Source organism: Bradyrhizobium sp. HKCCYLRH1034, assembly GCF_051168375.1.
Taxonomy (GTDB): domain Bacteria; phylum Pseudomonadota; class Alphaproteobacteria; order Rhizobiales; family Xanthobacteraceae; genus Bradyrhizobium.
Map to the genome: position 1 here is coordinate 34,993 of NZ_JBNPUW010000013.1, position 15,770 is coordinate 50,762.

General features: G+C 66.8%; 13 protein-coding genes. 4 read left to right on the plus strand and 9 right to left on the minus strand.

Features of this window, described 5'->3' with window-relative positions:
• Positions 1-45: 45 nt before the first annotated feature.
• Together pncB and ACQR0W_RS26330 are read right to left on the minus strand one after the other, a co-directional pair.
• The gene (gene pncB, locus ACQR0W_RS26325; RefSeq protein WP_315715858.1) at positions 46-1,350 is read right to left on the minus strand and encodes a nicotinate phosphoribosyltransferase; all 1,305 of its coding nucleotides are present in this window, start codon (positions 1,348-1,350) and stop codon (positions 46-48) included.
• Between the two features lie 99 nt (positions 1,351-1,449).
• Positions 1,450-2,793 (minus strand): amidase, encoded by a 1,344-nt coding sequence (locus ACQR0W_RS26330; RefSeq protein WP_316169967.1) that lies wholly within the window; start codon positions 2,791-2,793, stop codon positions 1,450-1,452.
• A 384-nt stretch (positions 2,794-3,177) separates the two neighbouring features.
• Here ACQR0W_RS26330 and ACQR0W_RS26335 point away from each other — a divergent pair, with 384 nt between their 5' ends.
• Entirely contained in the window at positions 3,178-4,455 is a 1,278-nt protein-coding gene (locus ACQR0W_RS26335) for a PQQ-dependent sugar dehydrogenase (RefSeq protein WP_315715860.1), read from the plus strand.
• A 172-nt stretch (positions 4,456-4,627) separates the two neighbouring features.
• Positions 4,628-5,209, plus strand: coding sequence for a c-type cytochrome (locus ACQR0W_RS26340; protein WP_316169966.1), 582 nt, complete (start codon positions 4,628-4,630; stop codon positions 5,207-5,209).
• Between the two features lie 206 nt (positions 5,210-5,415).
• Here ACQR0W_RS26340 and panE read toward each other — a convergent pair whose 3' ends face one another.
• The 5 genes from panE to ACQR0W_RS26365 form a co-directional block, all read right to left on the minus strand.
• Positions 5,416-6,339 carry a 2-dehydropantoate 2-reductase gene (gene panE, locus ACQR0W_RS26345; protein ID WP_315715862.1) on the minus strand — a complete coding sequence of 308 codons (924 nt, stop codon included), beginning with the start codon at positions 6,337-6,339 and terminating at the stop codon, positions 5,416-5,418.
• Positions 6,340-6,444: 105 nt separating this feature from the next.
• A complete protein-coding gene (locus tag ACQR0W_RS26350; protein ID WP_315750583.1) occupies positions 6,445-7,182 on the minus strand; it encodes an SDR family NAD(P)-dependent oxidoreductase in 738 nt (245 codons plus the stop codon).
• 103 nt (positions 7,183-7,285) lie between these two features.
• Positions 7,286-7,894 (minus strand): 2-hydroxychromene-2-carboxylate isomerase, encoded by a 609-nt coding sequence (locus ACQR0W_RS26355; RefSeq protein WP_316169965.1) that lies wholly within the window; start codon positions 7,892-7,894, stop codon positions 7,286-7,288.
• Positions 7,895-7,998: 104 nt separating this feature from the next.
• A complete protein-coding gene (locus ACQR0W_RS26360; protein ID WP_316170087.1) occupies positions 7,999-9,312 on the minus strand; it encodes an MATE family efflux transporter in 1,314 nt (437 codons plus the stop codon).
• Positions 9,313-9,463: 151 nt separating this feature from the next.
• A complete protein-coding gene (locus ACQR0W_RS26365) occupies positions 9,464-10,036 on the minus strand; it encodes a DUF2239 family protein (RefSeq protein WP_316169964.1) in 573 nt (190 codons plus the stop codon).
• Positions 10,037-10,198: 162 nt separating this feature from the next.
• On the opposite strand from ACQR0W_RS26365, the gene ACQR0W_RS26370 reads away from it, so the two are divergent.
• The gene (locus tag ACQR0W_RS26370; protein ID WP_316169963.1) at positions 10,199-10,864 is read left to right on the plus strand and encodes a glutathione S-transferase family protein; all 666 of its coding nucleotides are present in this window, start codon (positions 10,199-10,201) and stop codon (positions 10,862-10,864) included.
• A gap of 3 nt (positions 10,865-10,867) precedes the next feature.
• On the opposite strand, the gene ACQR0W_RS26375 is transcribed toward ACQR0W_RS26370, so the two are convergent.
• Positions 10,868-12,274, minus strand: coding sequence for a serine hydrolase domain-containing protein (locus ACQR0W_RS26375; protein WP_316169962.1), 1,407 nt, complete (start codon positions 12,272-12,274; stop codon positions 10,868-10,870).
• Positions 12,275-12,441: 167 nt separating this feature from the next.
• Positions 12,442-14,148 (minus strand): gamma-glutamyltransferase, encoded by a 1,707-nt coding sequence (gene ggt / locus ACQR0W_RS26380; protein ID WP_316170086.1) that lies wholly within the window; start codon positions 14,146-14,148, stop codon positions 12,442-12,444.
• Positions 14,149-14,317: 169 nt separating this feature from the next.
• Here ggt and ACQR0W_RS26385 point away from each other — a divergent pair, with 169 nt between their 5' ends.
• The gene (locus ACQR0W_RS26385; protein ID WP_316169961.1) at positions 14,318-15,727 is read left to right on the plus strand and encodes an MFS transporter; all 1,410 of its coding nucleotides are present in this window, start codon (positions 14,318-14,320) and stop codon (positions 15,725-15,727) included.
• Positions 15,728-15,770 lie beyond the last annotated feature (43 nt).

Genomic DNA, 15,770 nt, shown 5'->3' on the forward strand with positions numbered 1-15,770 from the left:
AAGAATCGTGGCAGGAAAGAGAAATTGCCGTGGGCTGTCGGCGACCTAGACGACCACCGGCGTGCGCACCCGGCCGGCATCGCCGAACACGCGGAGATAACGGGCGATCTCGGCGGGATCGCCGGTCGCCTTCTCCGGGTTGTCGGACAGCTTCACGGCGGGGTGCCCGTCTGCCGACGTCACCTTGCAGACCAGCGAGATCGGATCGAGGTCGACCGAGCCGTCCGGCGAGCAGCCGACGAAATCGTTGGTCAGGTTGGTGCCCCAGCCGAACGACAGCCGCACCTGGTCGGAGAACCGATGATGGATCTGCTCGATCGATTCGACGTCCATCGCGTCGGAGAACACGAGCAGCTTCTGCTTGGGATCGCGCCCCTTCGATTTCCACCAGGCGATGATCTCCTCGCCGGCCTGGATCGGTGGCGCGCTGTCGGGACGGAAGCCGGTCCAGTCGGCGACCCAGTCGGGTGCGTCGCGCAGGAAGGCCTTGGTGCCGAATGCGTCGGGCAGCGCGATCAGCAGGTTGCCTGCGTAGGTCTGCCGCCACTGGTCGAGAATGCGATAGGGCGCGAAGCGCAGCTCGTCATCGTCCTTGGCGAGCGCCGCTGCCACCATCGGCAGCTCATGCGCGTTGGTGCCGATGGCCTCGAGGTCGTTGTCCATCGCCAGCAGCACGTTGGAGGTGCCGGTGAACGACGGGCCGAGACCTTCCTTGACGGCCTCGACGCACCAGCGCTGCCACAGGAAGCCGTGGCGGCGGCGGGTGCCGAAATCCGACAGCCGCAGCCCCTCGAGCTTGCGCAGCCGCTCCACCTTGGCCCACAGCTTGGCCTTGGCGCGGGCGAACAGCACGTCGAGCGCGAACCGGCCCTGGCCCTTCATGGCCTGGCGCGAGCGCAGCTCGTTGACGATCGCGAGCGCCGGGATCTCCCACATCGTGGTGTGGGTCCAGGGCCCGTGGAAATGCAGCTCGTACTGGCCGTCGGACTTGCGCAGCTCGTATTCGGGCAGGCGGAAATTGGCGAGCCAGGCGATGAACTCCGGCGAGAACATGTGGGTCTTGCCGTAGAAGGTGTTGCCGGCCAGCCAGATCAGCTCCTTCTTGGCGAAGCGGATGGTGCGGGCGTGGTCGAGCTGGGCGCGCAATTCGCCCTCGTCGATGACGTCGCCGAGCCGCACCCGCCGGGTCCGGTTGATGACCGAGAATGTCACCTGCTGACTCGGGTAGAACTCCCGAATCATCTGCAGCATCAACAACTTGTAAAAGTCGGTGTCGAGCAGGCTGCGCACGATCGGGTCGAGGCGCCAACCGTGATTATAGGTTCTGCTCGCGATGTCTGTGATTGTCATGTGACCGTTTTACAGCGCTGGCCGCAAACCCGCCACTGGGCTTGTCGGAGGAGGCCCTCGTGGCGCGGCGGCATCCTTGCTCGGGGGTCGTGGCGGCGATCAGCGCGCCAGGAGCGGCACGCCGGGATCGAACGCCAGCACCGCTTCGGCCCATTTCGCGACGCGGAGCACGTGGAGGTCGTTGCGATAGGGGCCGGCGATCTGCACGCCCAGTGGCAGGCCGTTGTTGCCGAACCCGGCCGGCAAGGAGATGGCCGGCGCTCCGACGAAGGTCCAAGGGGCGCAATATTCGGCGTCCCCGGTCCAATCCAGGCCGCGCGGCGCTTCGCCGAAGGCTGGCAAGGTGAGCACTGCGTCGAAGCCGTCGAGCTCAGCGGCGAGCGCCTTCTGCCTGAGGGCTTGGGCCGCCTTCGCGGCGAGATATTCCATGGCCGTCTTGCTTCGCCCGCTCTCGACGTGGCCCTTCATGACCTCGCTGACCCGGTCGGGATAGCGCGCGATCAGATCGGAGAAGATCGTGGTCGCCTCGCTGAGCATGATCGTGGTGATCGCATCCCAGTTCACCGCGTCGAGCTCTCTCAGTTCGATCTCGTCGATCGTCGCGCCGGCGCTGCGCAGCTTGTCGACGACCGATTCGAACACCGCCTTCTGCTCGGCCTCGGCGCGCTCCCATTTGGCGAAGCGCACCACCGCAAGCCGTGGCGTGCGGAGCGGTGTGGGGCCGTGGTCGATGTCGACGGTGAAGCCCGGCAGCGGCCGGCCGTGGCGATCATCGGCGCTGGTGCCGGCCAGCAGAGAGAGGGCCAAGGCCACGTCGTCGACGCGGCGGGCGAAGAAGCCGACATGGTCGAGCGACGGGCTGAGGGGATGCACGCCGACGCGTGGAATCGCGCCGAAGCTCGGCTTGAAGCCGACGACGCCGTTGAAGGCCGCCGGTCGGATCACCGAGCCGAGTGTCTGCGTGCCCAGCGCGAGCGGGACCAGGCCGGCCGCAACGGCCGCGGCCGATCCGGACGATGAGCCGCCCGGCGTGTGCTCGGGGTTCCATGGATTGACGGTCGGACCTGGATGACGCCAGGCGAATTCGGTGGAGACCGTCTTGCCGAAGATGGTTGCGCCGAGATTGCGCAGTCGCTCGACCACCCAGGCGTCCGCATCCGGCACGTGATCGCGGTAGATCTGCGAGCCGTTGGTGGTCGGCATGTCCGAGGTGGCGATGATATCCTTGATGGCGACGGGAATTCCACCGAGCGGGCCGGTCTTTGGAGCGACATCCCGCGGCAGATATTCGAATGCTTTCAGCCGCGGTTCGATTGCCTGCGTCTTCTTCAGGCAATCTTCGCCATAGGCGGTGGCCGCTGTCGGATCGGCTGCAAACCGTCGCAGCAGCTCGAGAACGCCGGCACCGGCCTTCGGCGTGGACACAGGGAAACGCTCGGACATTCATCGATCCTGTCGACTTGATCTCATTGCCGCGCGGTGAACGGTCGCAGCCGGTTGTTCCGATCCTATCGGGTGTTCAAGCGCGCGCCAATCGTCGGGCCGATCGGAGCATATGAATACAGCGCATGGCGGCAGGCCCGTGCCGCGTGGCGGACAATCGCCGATGCGGCGCAGGCGTGAGCATGGGCATGCGCATCCAGTATGAGATGAGTGGAACGGCATCTCTTGAGCCTCGCGCGAACCTGGCAGCAATCCGCTTCTCACCCGCTCAGGATGTGCTACCATTTTCGAGCAGGACCACTGGTGTGGTCGGCCAAAGGACGTCTTCAGATACGTTCCGAATAGTAGACGCAGCCACATGAGCTGCCTCATGGGAGTGAAGCGATGACATCGGCTTTTCACCGAAGCATTCTTGCGCTTGCAACAATCAGTCTTCTCGCCGGCACCAGCATCGCCGGCGCGCAGCAGCAATCCGATCAGGGCAAGGGCCTGAAGAAATACGAATCAGGCACCAAGGAGTTCTGGACGCATCCGCCGGACGACTGGTTCCTCGGTGACGAGACCGAGGCGCAGAAGGGGCTGGCGCCGCCATCGGGCCCGCCGACCGGCGCCTCCGATGCCGAGCTTGCGAAGATCGTCAAGCAAGTGAAGCTGCCCGACGGCTTCAAGATGGAGGTCTGGGCGTCGGGCGTGCTCGCCGCGCGGCAGATGGCGTGGGGCGACAAGGGCACGCTGTTCGTCGGCTCGTTCGGACTCGGCAACGTCTATGCGATCAGCGACAAGGGCGGCAAGCGCGAGGTCAAGACGGTCCTCAAGGGCTTGAACATGCCGACCGGCCTTGCCTTCCAGGACGGCAATCTCTACGTCATCGCCGTCGACAAGCTGATCAAATACGAGAATGCCGAGGCCAATCTCGACAATCTCGGCCAGGGCAAGGTCGTCTATGACGACATGCCGTCCTATGCGGCGCATGGCTGGAAATACATCGCGGTCGACAAGGAGGGCTGGTTCTATATTCCCTTCGGCCCGCCCTTCAACATCGGCATTCCGCCGACATCGGTGTCGCAGATCCGCCGCGTCGATCCACGCACCGGCAATGCCGAGATCTGGGCGCTCGGCGTCCGCAACAGCGTCGGCGGCGACGTCGATCCGCGCACCGGCCGCTACTGGTTCACCGAGAACGCGCGCGACTGGGTCAGCGATGAACTGCCGAGCGACAAGCTCAACATGATCTCGAAGATCGGCGAGCATTTCGGCTATCCCTATTGCCATCAGGGTGACATGCCGGATCCGAAATTCGCGATGGGTCACAAGTGCTCGGAGTTCACGCCGCCGGTGCTGAACCTCGGTGCGCACGTGGCGCCGCTCGGCATGAAGTTCTACACCGGTGACCAGTTCCCGGCGGAGTACAAGAACAACATCCTGATCGCCGAGCACGGCTCCTGGAACCGGCACAAGTACCAGGGTGCGCGGATCATGCGCGTCATCGTCGGTCCCGACGGCAAGGACGCCAAGCAGGAGGTGTTCGCTTCCGGCTGGCTCGAAGGCGACCAGGGCTATCTCGGCCGTCCCGACGACATCATCCTCGCCAAGGATGGCTCGATCCTGGTGGCGGACGACTGGGCCGGCGCGATCTATCGCATCAGCTACGAGAAGAAATGAGCTCGTCGTGAAAGCGGGGCTGCGCGCTGCCTTACGGCGGCCGCAGCCCCAACTATTTTGACAGTCGCGCGTTGACCGGGGGCGAGGTACCGCTCATCGACCGAAGGCCGGTCCGCGCGCCATAGCAATGATGGGAGCGAGAACCCCCGCGATGACTCCAGGGACCTCCAGAATGTGCCAGGCAGCAGCGGCCGCGCTGGCGCTCATGCTCGTGCTTGCGGCGCGTCCGGCCGACGCCGCCGATCTCGAGGCGGGCAAGGCCAAGGCACAGCTCTGCGCCGGCTGTCACGGCGATAACGGCATCTCGCAGACCGAGAACATTCCCTCGCTCGCCGGCCAGCAGGATCAGTTCATCCAGTGGCAGCTCGTGTTCTTCCGCGCCGGCACACGCAAGAACGAGGCGATGAAGCCGATCGTCGATCAGCTCACCAACGAGGACATCCGCAATCTCGGCGCCTATTTCGCCTCGCTGCAGCCGGCCAAGGCGCCGCCCGACAATGATCCGGATCTGTCGGCCAAAGGCGCGCAAGCCGCCGCCGGCCGCCGCTGCGCCTCGTGCCATCTCGACAGCTATGCCGGCACCAAGGGCGTGGCGCGGCTCGCCGGCCAGCGCGAGGAATATCTCGTCAAGGCGCTGCACGACTACAAGAGCGGCCAGCGCGTCGGCGGCAGCCAGGCGGCGATGACGGATGTTGCCTATCCGCTGAGCGACGAGGAGATCACGGCGCTCGCGCATTATCTGGCGCATCTGTAGCTGGGACGCCGCCCAGATCACAACTGTCGTCCCGGCCTCGCGCCGGGACCCATACCGTGGAGGCTATCGAGGGACGTCGGTGAGACTGACCTGCTTCACTACGGGCGGTGGCTATGGGTCCCGGCGCGAGGCCGGGACGACATCGGAGTCTGTGGCGCCGTCGTGCCTGACCAACGGTTCGGCGAACACCGAGGCGACACCAAGAGCTACTTGTCCCGCTGTGCCTCATAGACCTTGAGCTGGGTATAGGCGATGCGCAGCCGTGGCACCGGGACCTTGGCGGCATCGGCGCGGGCGACGAGATCGCCGATGACGTGATCGGCCTCGACCGGCAGGCCGGCGCGGAGATCGCGGAACATCGAGGCGGTCATCGGTGATCCCTCCGCCGTGAGCATGCCGGAGACACGCTGGAAGAAGGCGCCAGCCGGAGGGTAGCCGGCGGCCGCAGCGGTGGCGCTGCATTCGTCGAGCATGCCGAGCAGGAAATCCTTGCCGCCCGGCGCGGTCAGGATCACGCCGACCGGCCCGCGCATCAAGGTGGTCGACGCGGCGAGCGAGGACAGGAACACCCACTTCTCCCACATGTCCTGCATGATGTTCTCGCTGGCCGACGCATTGAAATTGCCGCGCTGGAAGATCTCGAAGATCGCGCGGACGCGCTCCGACGACCCGCCGTCGCGCTCGCCGAAGCTCAGCGACTGCATCGGCTGCAGCTGCACCACCTCGCGCTGCTCGTTCAATGTCGCGGCGATGGCGCAGAGCCCGCCGAGCACGCGCGCGCGCCCGAACCTGGCGTCGAGCACGTCGAGGTGCTTCATGCCGTTGAGCATCGGAATGATCGCGGTGTCAGGTCCCACCGCCGGTGCAAACGAGCCGATCGCGTCGTCGAGATCGAAGGCCTTGCAGCTCAGCAGGACGACGTCGAAGTGCTGCTTCAAACCATCCGCCTGCACCGTCCGCGGATTGGGCAACGTGACGTCACCGGTCGGACTGCGGATCACGAGGCCGGCGCTGGCGAGTTCAGCCGCGCGCCGCGGGCGGACCAGGAACGTGACATCGGCTCCGGACTGCAGCAGCCGGCCGCCGAAATAGCCGCCGATGGCGCCGGCGCCGACGACGAGGATACGCATGGGGGTCTCTCCGTTAGCAAGGCTGCATCATGACGAAGCGCGTGGCGAATGACGAGTGGCGAATAGGGATGGCCACCATTCGCTACTCGCCACTCCCTATCGCCCCTACCACTTCTCGCCAAACGGCCGGATCTCCATTTCGAAGGTCCAGGCGCTCTTCGGCTGCTGGTAGAGCTGCCAATAGGCGCCGGCAACCGAGGACGGCGGCATCAGCAGGTCCGGATTGTCCAGCGCCTCCTCGCCCCAGAGCTGGGCGCGGCGCTCGCGCACCCAGGCGGTGTCGACGCCGGAATCGATGATCAGATGAGCGACATGGATGTTCTGCGGCATCAGTTCGCGCGCCATCGCCTGCGCCACCGCGCGCAGGCCGAACTTGGCGGAGGCGAAGGCCGCGAAGCCGGCGCCGCCGCGCAGCGACGCGGTCGCGCCGGTGAAGAAGATCTTGCCGCCGCCGCGCGGCAGCATCAGCCGGGCGGCCTCGCGGCCGGTGACGAAGCCGGCCCAGCACGCCATCTCCCAGACCTTGCGGAACACGCGGTCGGTGGTCTCCAGGATCGGGAAATTGACGTTGGCGCCGACATTGAAGATCACGACCTCCAGCGGCGCATGCTTGTCGGCGTCGTTGAGGAAGGCGGTGGTCTCGTCCTCCTTGCGGGCATCGAGCGAGCGCGCCACGATCCGCCCGCCGGCGCTCTCGACCTCCGCGACCAGCGGCGCGAGCTTGTCGCCATTGCGGCGGCCGGCGAACACCGTGAAGCCTTCGGACGCGAACTTCTTGACGATCTCGGCGCCGATGTAGTCGCCGGCCCCGACGACCGCGACGGTGGCGTTGCGCTGCTGCATGCTTGGTCTCCGTTCTCCCGAGGCGTCATTGCGAGGAGCGAAGCGACGAAGCCATCCAGTCCTTCGTCGTGGCTCTGGATCGCTTCGCTCGCGATGACGGCGATTACCTGCCTAGGATGTAGTCCTCGACGTCGCGCAGCTGTTCCTTGCCGAAGAACATCTCGTTGCCGACGAAAAAGGTCGGCGAACCGAATGCGCCGCGCTCGACGGCGCGCTGGGTGTTCTCCACGAGCTTCGCCTTGACCTCGGGCTCCTGGGCGCGGGCGAACAGCCTGGCCCCGTCGAGCCCGGACGATGTGATCGCGGCGATCGCGATCTCGGGATCGTCCATCTTCTTCGGCTCGCGCCACATGTGGTGGAACGCCGCGTCGACATAGGCCTCGAACACGCCCTCGAGCTGGGCGGCGATGGCCGCGCGCATCAAGTTCAGCGTATTCACCGGGAAGTACGGATTCCAGAGCCAGGGCTGCACGTGGTAGCGCTTGAGGAAGCGCTGCGTCTCGACCTCGTGGAACTCACGCTTGTTCTTGATGCCGGCGAGCGACTCGGCGGGCGACTTGTTGTTGGTCGCCTTGAAGATGCCGCCGAGCAGCACCGGGACATAGTAGAACTGGACGCCGATCCGCTTCACGATCGCCGGGATCGCCTCGTGGCTCAGATAGGCGTTGGGACTGCCGAAGTCGAACATGAATTCTGGCGCTGGACGGCTCATGGGCGGTCTCCTCGGTTTTTCGCATTGTGGTCCAGCGCAGCAGCCCCGTCCAGGGTTTTATGACGGTCATCATATTCCAGCGGCCGGAAGACGCCGGTGGTGCGTCAGATCATCCGGCGCACCGTCCGCTTGCGCCATACCAGGAGATAATAGCTCATCTGCAGCAGCATCATCGCGGCGAACGTGATGGGATAGGCGAGCCAGACGCCGTCGAGCCCGATGCTGCGGCTGAGCCAGGTGGCGGCGGGCACCTCGATCGCGGCGATCGCAAACGCCGAGATCGCCAGCGGCATCCACACCGTCCCGGAGGCGCGCATCGCCGACGAGAACGTGATGGACATGCCGAACAGCACGGAGCTCCACAGCACGATATGCAGCGAATGCTGCGCCACCTCGATGACGGCAGGGTCGGTGATGAAGAAACCCATCAGCACCCGTGAGAACAGATAGCCGATCGCGACCAGGCCGCCGGTCAGCACCACGTTCATCTCGATGCCCGTCCGCACGATGTCGCCGATCTGCTCGGCCTGGCCGCGGCCGATCGCCTGGGCGCCGAAGATCGAGACCGAGATCGCGATCGACAGCGCCGGAAACTGCACATAGCCCAGCACCTGGTTGACCGCGCCATAGGCCGCCGTCGCGTCCGAGCCGAAGCCGTTGACGAGGCCGATCAGCACCATCTCGGCCAAGGACATCACGATCATGCCGATCGCGGCGGGGATGCCGAGCCGCAGCACCGCCCGCAGCAGCTTCGGATCAGGCAGCATGCCCTGCAGGAAGGCCGCATCGATCGCCAGCGGATGCTTGCGCCGGCGCAGATGAACGTGGAGCCAGGCCAGCGTGGTCAGGGTCGAGATCGTCGACGCCCAGGCGGCGCTGGCGACGCCGAGGACGGGCGCGCCGAGCCAGCCGCGGATGAACACCGGGGTGAGCACCAGCCCGAGCGTCGTCGATGCGGCGAGCGAGGCCAGCGGCGTCACGGTGTCGCCGACGCCGCGCATCTGCGACGACAGCAGGATGTAGGCGAAGGTCAGCGGCATCGTGATCATCATGATGCGGGCATAGCCCGCGGCCGCATCGAGGATGTTGGCGGGCGTGGCGAGCGCGGTCAGCAATTCGCGGCTGAACAGGCCGCCGAGCACCGCGATCAGGCAGCCGAGCAGCAGCGCAATGGTCAGCGTCGTGCCGGCGACCTGCTTCACCTTGGCGGGCTCGCCGGCGCCCCAGGCCTGTCCGATCAGAACGCCGGCGCCCGAGCCGAGGCCCATGACGAAGGAGACGAAGAAGAACATCGCCGGGAAGAACACCGAGACCGCGGCGAGCGCATCGACGCCGATCATCTGGCCGAGATAGACATTGTTGATGGTGCCAAACAGCGATTGCAGGGTGTTGCTCAGCATCATCGGGACGACGAACATCAGGAACGGCTTGCGCAGCGAGGCGGTTGGCGACGACACGGCATGGTTCTCCGTCGACCGCTCTTCATTCGGAGTACGGTCGCGTTGCGAGGAATTGGAATGAGAGCCGCCGCGAACGGCCGCTCTCGCTGGCTGTTGAAATCAGCCGATCTCAATCGGCCCTGTGGCGATGCGCGAGCGCCACCGCATGGTCGCGGATGTCGGCCGGCCAGTTCGCGATCAGCGCGGCGAAGCGGCCGAGATCGCCGGCGAACAGCGCCCGGGAGGCCTCCTCGAATTGCGGCAGGTTGCTGCCGATCCCCGACATGAAGTGATAGGCCGCGTCACGCGCCTCGCGGGCGCGGTCGGTGTCGCCGCTGACGCGGCGGGCGTCGTGGACCAGCTTACGCAGTGCCACCGAGGCGCCGCCCGGCTGCGCGTTCAGCCAGTCCCAGTGCTGCGGCAGCAAGGTGACCTCGCGGGCGACGACCCCGAGCTTCGGCCGGCCGCGGCCGCGCGGCCCGCTCGTCGGCTGGTCTGCGACCGCGCCGGCGTCGACCGGCAGGCGCGCCAGGATCTCCCGGTCGCTGCCGCGCAGATCGATGTCGATCGGCTGCCCGGTGCGGTCGTTGAAGATCACGATCGGCTCGGTGTTCGGCGCGGCGTGTTTCAGCACCAGCGCCACCTTGGGCAGGGGCCCGGCGGCGACCCAGGTCTGGCCGGCAAACGCGGTGAAAGTGTCCATGGCTTGGTCCCTGTGATGCGCCTAATAAGACCCGGGTGAAATTAAAGTCAATATTACCCGGATAATTATTGTGGCCGCCTCCAGTGCCGAGGACGCCTCGCCGAACCCATCCTGTCCTGCTACGGAACGGCGCCCGCCACCCGATCCGTCCCTGGGAACCCCATGCTGACCGTTCACCACCTCAACAATTCCCGCTCGCAACGCGTGCTCTGGCTGCTCGAGGAGCTCGGCGTGCCCTACGAGATCATTCGCTACGAGCGCCAGCCGGACATGCGCGCGCCCAAGGAGCTGCGCGCCATCCATCCGCTCGGCAAGTCGCCCGTCATCACCGACGACGGCAACACGGTCGCGGAGTCCGGCGCGATCGTCGAATATCTGATCGAGACCTATGGCGAGGGACGGCTGGTCCCGCCGCCGAAGACGCCGGAGCGGCTGCGCTATTCGTACTGGCTGCACTACGCCGAGGGCTCGGCGATGCCGCTGCTGCTGCTGAAGCTGCTGTTCAACATCATGCCGAAGCGCGCGCCGGCGCTGCTGCGCCCGATCGTGCGCAAGGTGTCGAACCAGGCCTTGAGCACGCTGGTCAATCCGCAGTTGAAGCAGCACATGGCGTTCTGGGAAAGCGAGCTGCAGAAGAGCGAGTGGTTTGCGGGCGATTCGTTCACCGCGGCCGACATCCAGATGAGCTTCCCGCTGCAGGCGGCGGCATCGCGCGGCGGCCTGGAGCAGGGCCATCCGCGGGCGATGGATTTCCTCGCCCGCATCGAGGCACGGCCGGCCTACAAGATCGCGCTGGAGAAGGGCGGGCCCTACGAGGTCGGCCGCTGAGCGCTATTTGGCGGCCGTCGCCGGCGCCGCGGTCGCCGCAATCACCTCGCGCACCAGCCGGGCGACGCCTTTGATGTCGCCGTCTGGATCCACGGAATCGCCGAGCCGGACCACCACTATGCGCTGGCTCGGCATGATCACGAGCCGCTGGCCGAGCAGGCCGAAGGCGAAGAACGCGTCGGCCGGGATGCCGGCGCGCGCCCGTCCCAGCGCGTGAAAATGCTGGCTGCGGTTCGTCCACAGTCCCGCGCCATAGTCGGTGTCCAGCGTTGCGGTCGCCGACATCGCCACCCAGCCCTCGGGCAGGATGCGCTTGTCCCCGGCGACGCCGTCACCGAGATAGAGCAGCCCCAGCTTCGCCCAGTCGCGCGCGCTCGCCAGCATGTTGCCGTAACCTTGCAGCGTGCCGGTGCCGTCGAACTGCAGCGTCGCGCTGCGCATGCCGAGCGGATGGAACAGCTCGCGCCACGCGAGTTCGATCGCCTGCTCGGGACCGCCGGCGGCATCGCGGATGATGCGTGCCAGGATCTGGGTGCTCGCGCTCGAATAGGCCCAGCGCTGGCCGGGCGGCGCGATCAGCGGCGCATGCACCGCGAACGCCGCCATGTCGCGGTGGATGTCCATCTGGCTCGACGGGTCGAAGCCGGAATTGGTCTCGTCCAGCGCCAGGCCTGATGTCATGCGCATCAGCTGCTCGATGGTGATGTCGTGGCGCGGATCTCCGGCTTCGCGCCATTCCGCGACCGGCGCCGGGACCGACGGGCTCAGTCTGCCCTGCCGGGTGAGGATGCCCAGCAGCGCATTGGTGACCGTCTTGGTCATCGAGAAGCCTAAGAGCGGCGTATCGACGCTGATGTTCGGCGCATAGCGCTCCGCGATCAGGCGACCGTCCTTGACAACGACGACCGCCTTGGTGCGGCGGAACGGCGGGTTGGCCGGCTCCTCGAAGGCGTGATCGAGCGCCGCCTTCAGCGCGGGATCGCCGGGCTCCACTGCAGCGCCTTCCGCCAAGTCGGGCAACGCGGGAGCGGGCGCCGCGGCACGCAGCGCAGCGACGTCGGTGTGAGGCACGTAAGGCGGCTTCTGGCCCTGGAGCGTCACGCAACCGAGACCGTCATGATACGTGGCCCGGGTGGCGTGCAGGCCGAGCAGCGACGCCTCCACCATGCGCATGTCGGGCTCCACCCGGTAGCGCATCACGGCCCGCAGCCGGCGCAGACCGGGCCGTTCCATGGTCTCCGCAAACACCGTTTGCGGATCGAAGCCGGAGACGTAGGTCTTGGCGCAGATCATCTCGGCGACCGCGCTGGTCGCGACGCGCAGCGCCCGGTCAGGCCGATAGGTGAGCCACCCCGCCACCAGCAGGGCCGCAAACACCAGCAGACCGACCACGAATCTTCGCAAATGCACCAGAACGTCCGACACCGTCTCGCGGGCGAGCCTCGCTGCGCCCTGGTATGCTTCTAACGCGCCTCGGTCACCACGCCAACGGAGGGAAGCGCGTGCAGGGCCCCGCCGGGCGGCGGCAAATCGTCATCCGGGGCCGCGATGTCCGACATCGCCTGGGAACCGGCGCCTCAGCGCCCGGCTGCGGTGGAGCCCTTGCTGCGCGGATCCGGCGCGCCGACGAATCCATCCGACGTCACCAGGATGGAGTTGGCCGAGGTCCGTCCCATCGGCTCCTCGAGCTTGTGACCTCGGGCGCGCAGACCGGCGAGCACGTCCTCGGCAAAACCCTTCTCGATTCGGACCTCGTCGGGCATCCATTGGTGATGCAGGCGAGGCGCGGTGACGGCCTGGCGGACGTCTATCCGATAGTCGAGCACGTTGACGATCACCTGCAGCACGGTCGAGATGATGCGGCTGCCGCCCGGCGAGCCGGTGACGAGCACGGGCTTGCCGTCCTTCAGCACGATGGTCGGCGACATCGACGACAGCGGCCGCTTGCCGGGGCCTGGCAGATTGGCCTCGAAGCCGACCAGGCCGAAGGCATTCGAGGCGCCGGGCGCGGCGGTGAAATCGTCGAGCTCGTTGTTGAGCAGCACGCCGGTGCCCTCGGCGACGAGGCCGACGCCATAGGGGAAGTTCAGCGTGTAGGTGTTGCTGACGGCATTTCCGTCATTGTCGACGACCGAAAAATGCGTGGTGTTGCTGCCCTCCCGCAGCGGCGTGGTGTTGAGCACGTCGCCGGCGCTGGTGGCGTGCGCGGGATCGATCCCGGCGCGCTGGCGCGCGGCATAGTCCTTCGACAGCATCGCGCGCACCGGCGCGTCGACGAAGGCGGGGTCGCCGAGATAGCGCGCGCGGTCGGCATAGGCGCGCTTCATCGCCTCGATCAGCAGATGCAGCGAGGCGGGCGAGCCCTGCTTCAGCTCAGCGAGCGGAAAGCCCTCGAGGATGTTCAGCATCTCGACCAGCACGGTGCCGCCCGAGGACGGCAGCGGCATCGACACGATGTCATAGCCGCGATAGGTGCCGCGCACCGGCGTGCGCAGCACCGGCTGGTAGGCCTTGAGATCGTCCGCTGTCATGATGCCGCCGGCATCCTGGATCGCCTTGGCGAGCTGGTCGGCGACCGGCCCTTCATAAAATCCGCGCGGGCCCTGCTCGGCAATGGCGGTGAGCGTCGCCGCCAGATCGCGCTGGATCAGCCGGTCTCCTTCCCTCAGCACCGTGCCATCGGGACGGATGAAGATCGCGGCCGATGATTTCCATTTTGCCAGCCGCGGCGCCATCATCGGCAGGGTGACGGCAACGTCGTCGGCGACGGGGATGCCGTCGCGCGCCAGCACGATCGCCGGATGCAGCACCTGCGCCAGCGTGAACTTGCCCGAGCCGTATTTCTCCAGCGCCAGCGCGAGACCTGCCACCGATCCGGGGACGCCGATCGACAGCGCCGAATCGCGCGACTTGACGTTGTCGGGCTTGCCATCGGCGCCGAGGAAGATGTCGCGCGTGATCGCGGCGGGACCGGTCTCGCGATAGTCGATCGCCACGTCCTCGTTGGTCCTGGCGATGTGGATGACCATGAAGCCGCCGCCGCCGATGTTGCCGGCAACGGGATAGGTGACGGCCATCGCAAAGCCGGTGGCAACGGCGGCATCGACCGCGTTGCCGCCCAGCGCAAGGATGCGCTGGCCGACTTCGGCCGCGATCCGCTCCTGCGCCACCACCATGCCATGTGCGGGCGGCTGCGCCGGCGCGGTGATACCGGGGGGCTGCGGGATATCGAAGGTTTGCGAATCCAGCGCCCGCGCGGGCAGGCAGCCGGCCAGCAACAGCATGAAACCCGCAAGGAGCCGTCGTCGATCAATCGTGAACGTGGTCATCGCAATTCTGCCGTTGCTGACATCCGCCTGGGATCGTCAGATGTTATAGGGCCGCGTCGCCGGCGTAAAACGCAACGCCGTGATCGTCGCGAGATGCGACGCTGTGATTGCAGAGGATTTTCGAATGGCCGTCATCACGATCGAGACCTCTGGTCCTGCCGACGGCCGAATCTATCCCGGGCGCGCGGCCGTCGTCAGCTGGATCTTCTTCGATTGGGCGGCGCAGCCCTACTTCACGCTGATCACGACCTTCGTCTTCGCGCCCTATTTCGCGGCGCATGTCGCGCCGGACGCGGCGAGCGGCCAGGCGCTGTGGGGCTTTGCGACCGCCGCGGCCGGCATCGTCATCGCGCTGCTGTCACCGGTGTTCGGCGCCATCGCCGATGCCACCGGGCGCCGCAAGCCGTGGATCGCGGCGTTCGGCGCGATGCTGGTGATCGGCGCCTCGCTGATGTGGATCGGGCGTCCCGGCGCGCCCGAGCTGATCCCGCCGCTGCTCGCGGCCTATGTGATCGCCACCATCGGTGTCGAGTTCGCCACCGTGTTCAACAACGCGATGATGCCGACCCTGGTGCCGCCGGAACGCATCGGCCGGCTGTCCGGCACCGGATGGGCCACCGGCTATGTCGGCGGCATCCTCTCGCTCGTCATCGTGCTCGGCTTTCTCGCCGCCAATCCCGACAGCGGCCGCACGCTGTTTGGATTCAAGCCGCTGTTCGGGCTCGATCCCGTGAGCCATGAAGGCGACCGCATCTCCGGTCCGCTCACCGGGCTCTGGTTCATCGTGTTCGTATTGCCGATGTTCCTGTTCACACCGGACTTTCCGGCGCGGCACCGGCTGCGCGCGGCGGTGGGCGAGGGGCTTGGTCAACTGAAGCAGACGCTGCGCAGCCTGCCGCAGCAGCGCGACGTTGCGCTCTTTCTCCTCGCCAACATGATCTACACCGATGGGCTGGTGTCGCTGTTCGCTTTCGGCGGCATCTATGCCGCCGGCACGTTCGGCTGGAACACGATCCAGATCGGCACCTTCGGCATCATCCTCGCCGCCGCCGGCGCGTTTGGCGGCTGGCTCGGCGGCAAGCTGGATGACTTTCTCGGGCCGAAGCGCGTGATCGCCGGCAGCATGACGCTGCTGCTGCTCGCGATCATCGCGATTCTCATGGTGAGCCGTGATTCGGTTCTGTTCATTTCGGTTACGCCGGCCGTGCCGGGCGGCCCGCTGTTCGCCTCGCTGCCGGAGCGCGCCTATCTCTTGCTCGGCTGCGTCATCGGCGCCTGCGGCGCGCCGCTGCAGGCGGCCTCGCGCTCGCTGCTGATCCGCATGGTGCCGAAGGAGCGCGTGGCGCAGTATTTCGGTCTGTTCGCGCTCACCGGCAAGGTGACGTCGTTCATCGGCCCGCTGCTGATCGGCATCATCACCGCGGCCACCGCGAGCCAGAAGGCGGGCATGGCCGTGCTGGTGCTGTTCTTTGCGGTGGGGCTAGTGTTGCTGGCGCGGGTGAATGCAGGTGGTCGTGCGGGGCAGGGCGCCTGAAACTTGCTCCGCCGTCATTCCGGGGCGCCCGCAGGGCGAGCCC

Coding starts and splice junctions, on each gene's coding strand:
- ACQR0W_RS26370 (WP_316169963.1), top strand. CDS start 10,199: ATGCTGACCGTTCACCACCTCAACAATTCCCGCTCGCAACGCGTGCTC.
- ACQR0W_RS26385 (WP_316169961.1), top strand. CDS start 14,318: ATGGCCGTCATCACGATCGAGACCTCTGGTCCTGCCGACGGCCGAATC.
- ggt (WP_316170086.1), bottom strand. CDS start 14,148: ATGCTGTTGCTGGCCGGCTGCCTGCCCGCGCGGGCGCTGGATTCGCAA.
- ACQR0W_RS26330 (WP_316169967.1), bottom strand. CDS start 2,793: ATGTCCGAGCGTTTCCCTGTGTCCACGCCGAAGGCCGGTGCCGGCGTT.
- ACQR0W_RS26340 (WP_316169966.1), top strand. CDS start 4,628: ATGTGCCAGGCAGCAGCGGCCGCGCTGGCGCTCATGCTCGTGCTTGCG.
- panE (WP_315715862.1), bottom strand. CDS start 6,339: ATGCGTATCCTCGTCGTCGGCGCCGGCGCCATCGGCGGCTATTTCGGC.
- ACQR0W_RS26335 (WP_315715860.1), top strand. CDS start 3,178: ATGACATCGGCTTTTCACCGAAGCATTCTTGCGCTTGCAACAATCAGT.
- pncB (WP_315715858.1), bottom strand. CDS start 1,350: ATGACAATCACAGACATCGCGAGCAGAACCTATAATCACGGTTGGCGC.
- ACQR0W_RS26365 (WP_316169964.1), bottom strand. CDS start 10,036: ATGGACACTTTCACCGCGTTTGCCGGCCAGACCTGGGTCGCCGCCGGG.
- ACQR0W_RS26350 (WP_315750583.1), bottom strand. CDS start 7,182: ATGCAGCAGCGCAACGCCACCGTCGCGGTCGTCGGGGCCGGCGACTAC.
- ACQR0W_RS26360 (WP_316170087.1), bottom strand. CDS start 9,312: ATGTTCGTCGTCCCGATGATGCTGAGCAACACCCTGCAATCGCTGTTT.
- ACQR0W_RS26355 (WP_316169965.1), bottom strand. CDS start 7,894: ATGAGCCGTCCAGCGCCAGAATTCATGTTCGACTTCGGCAGTCCCAAC.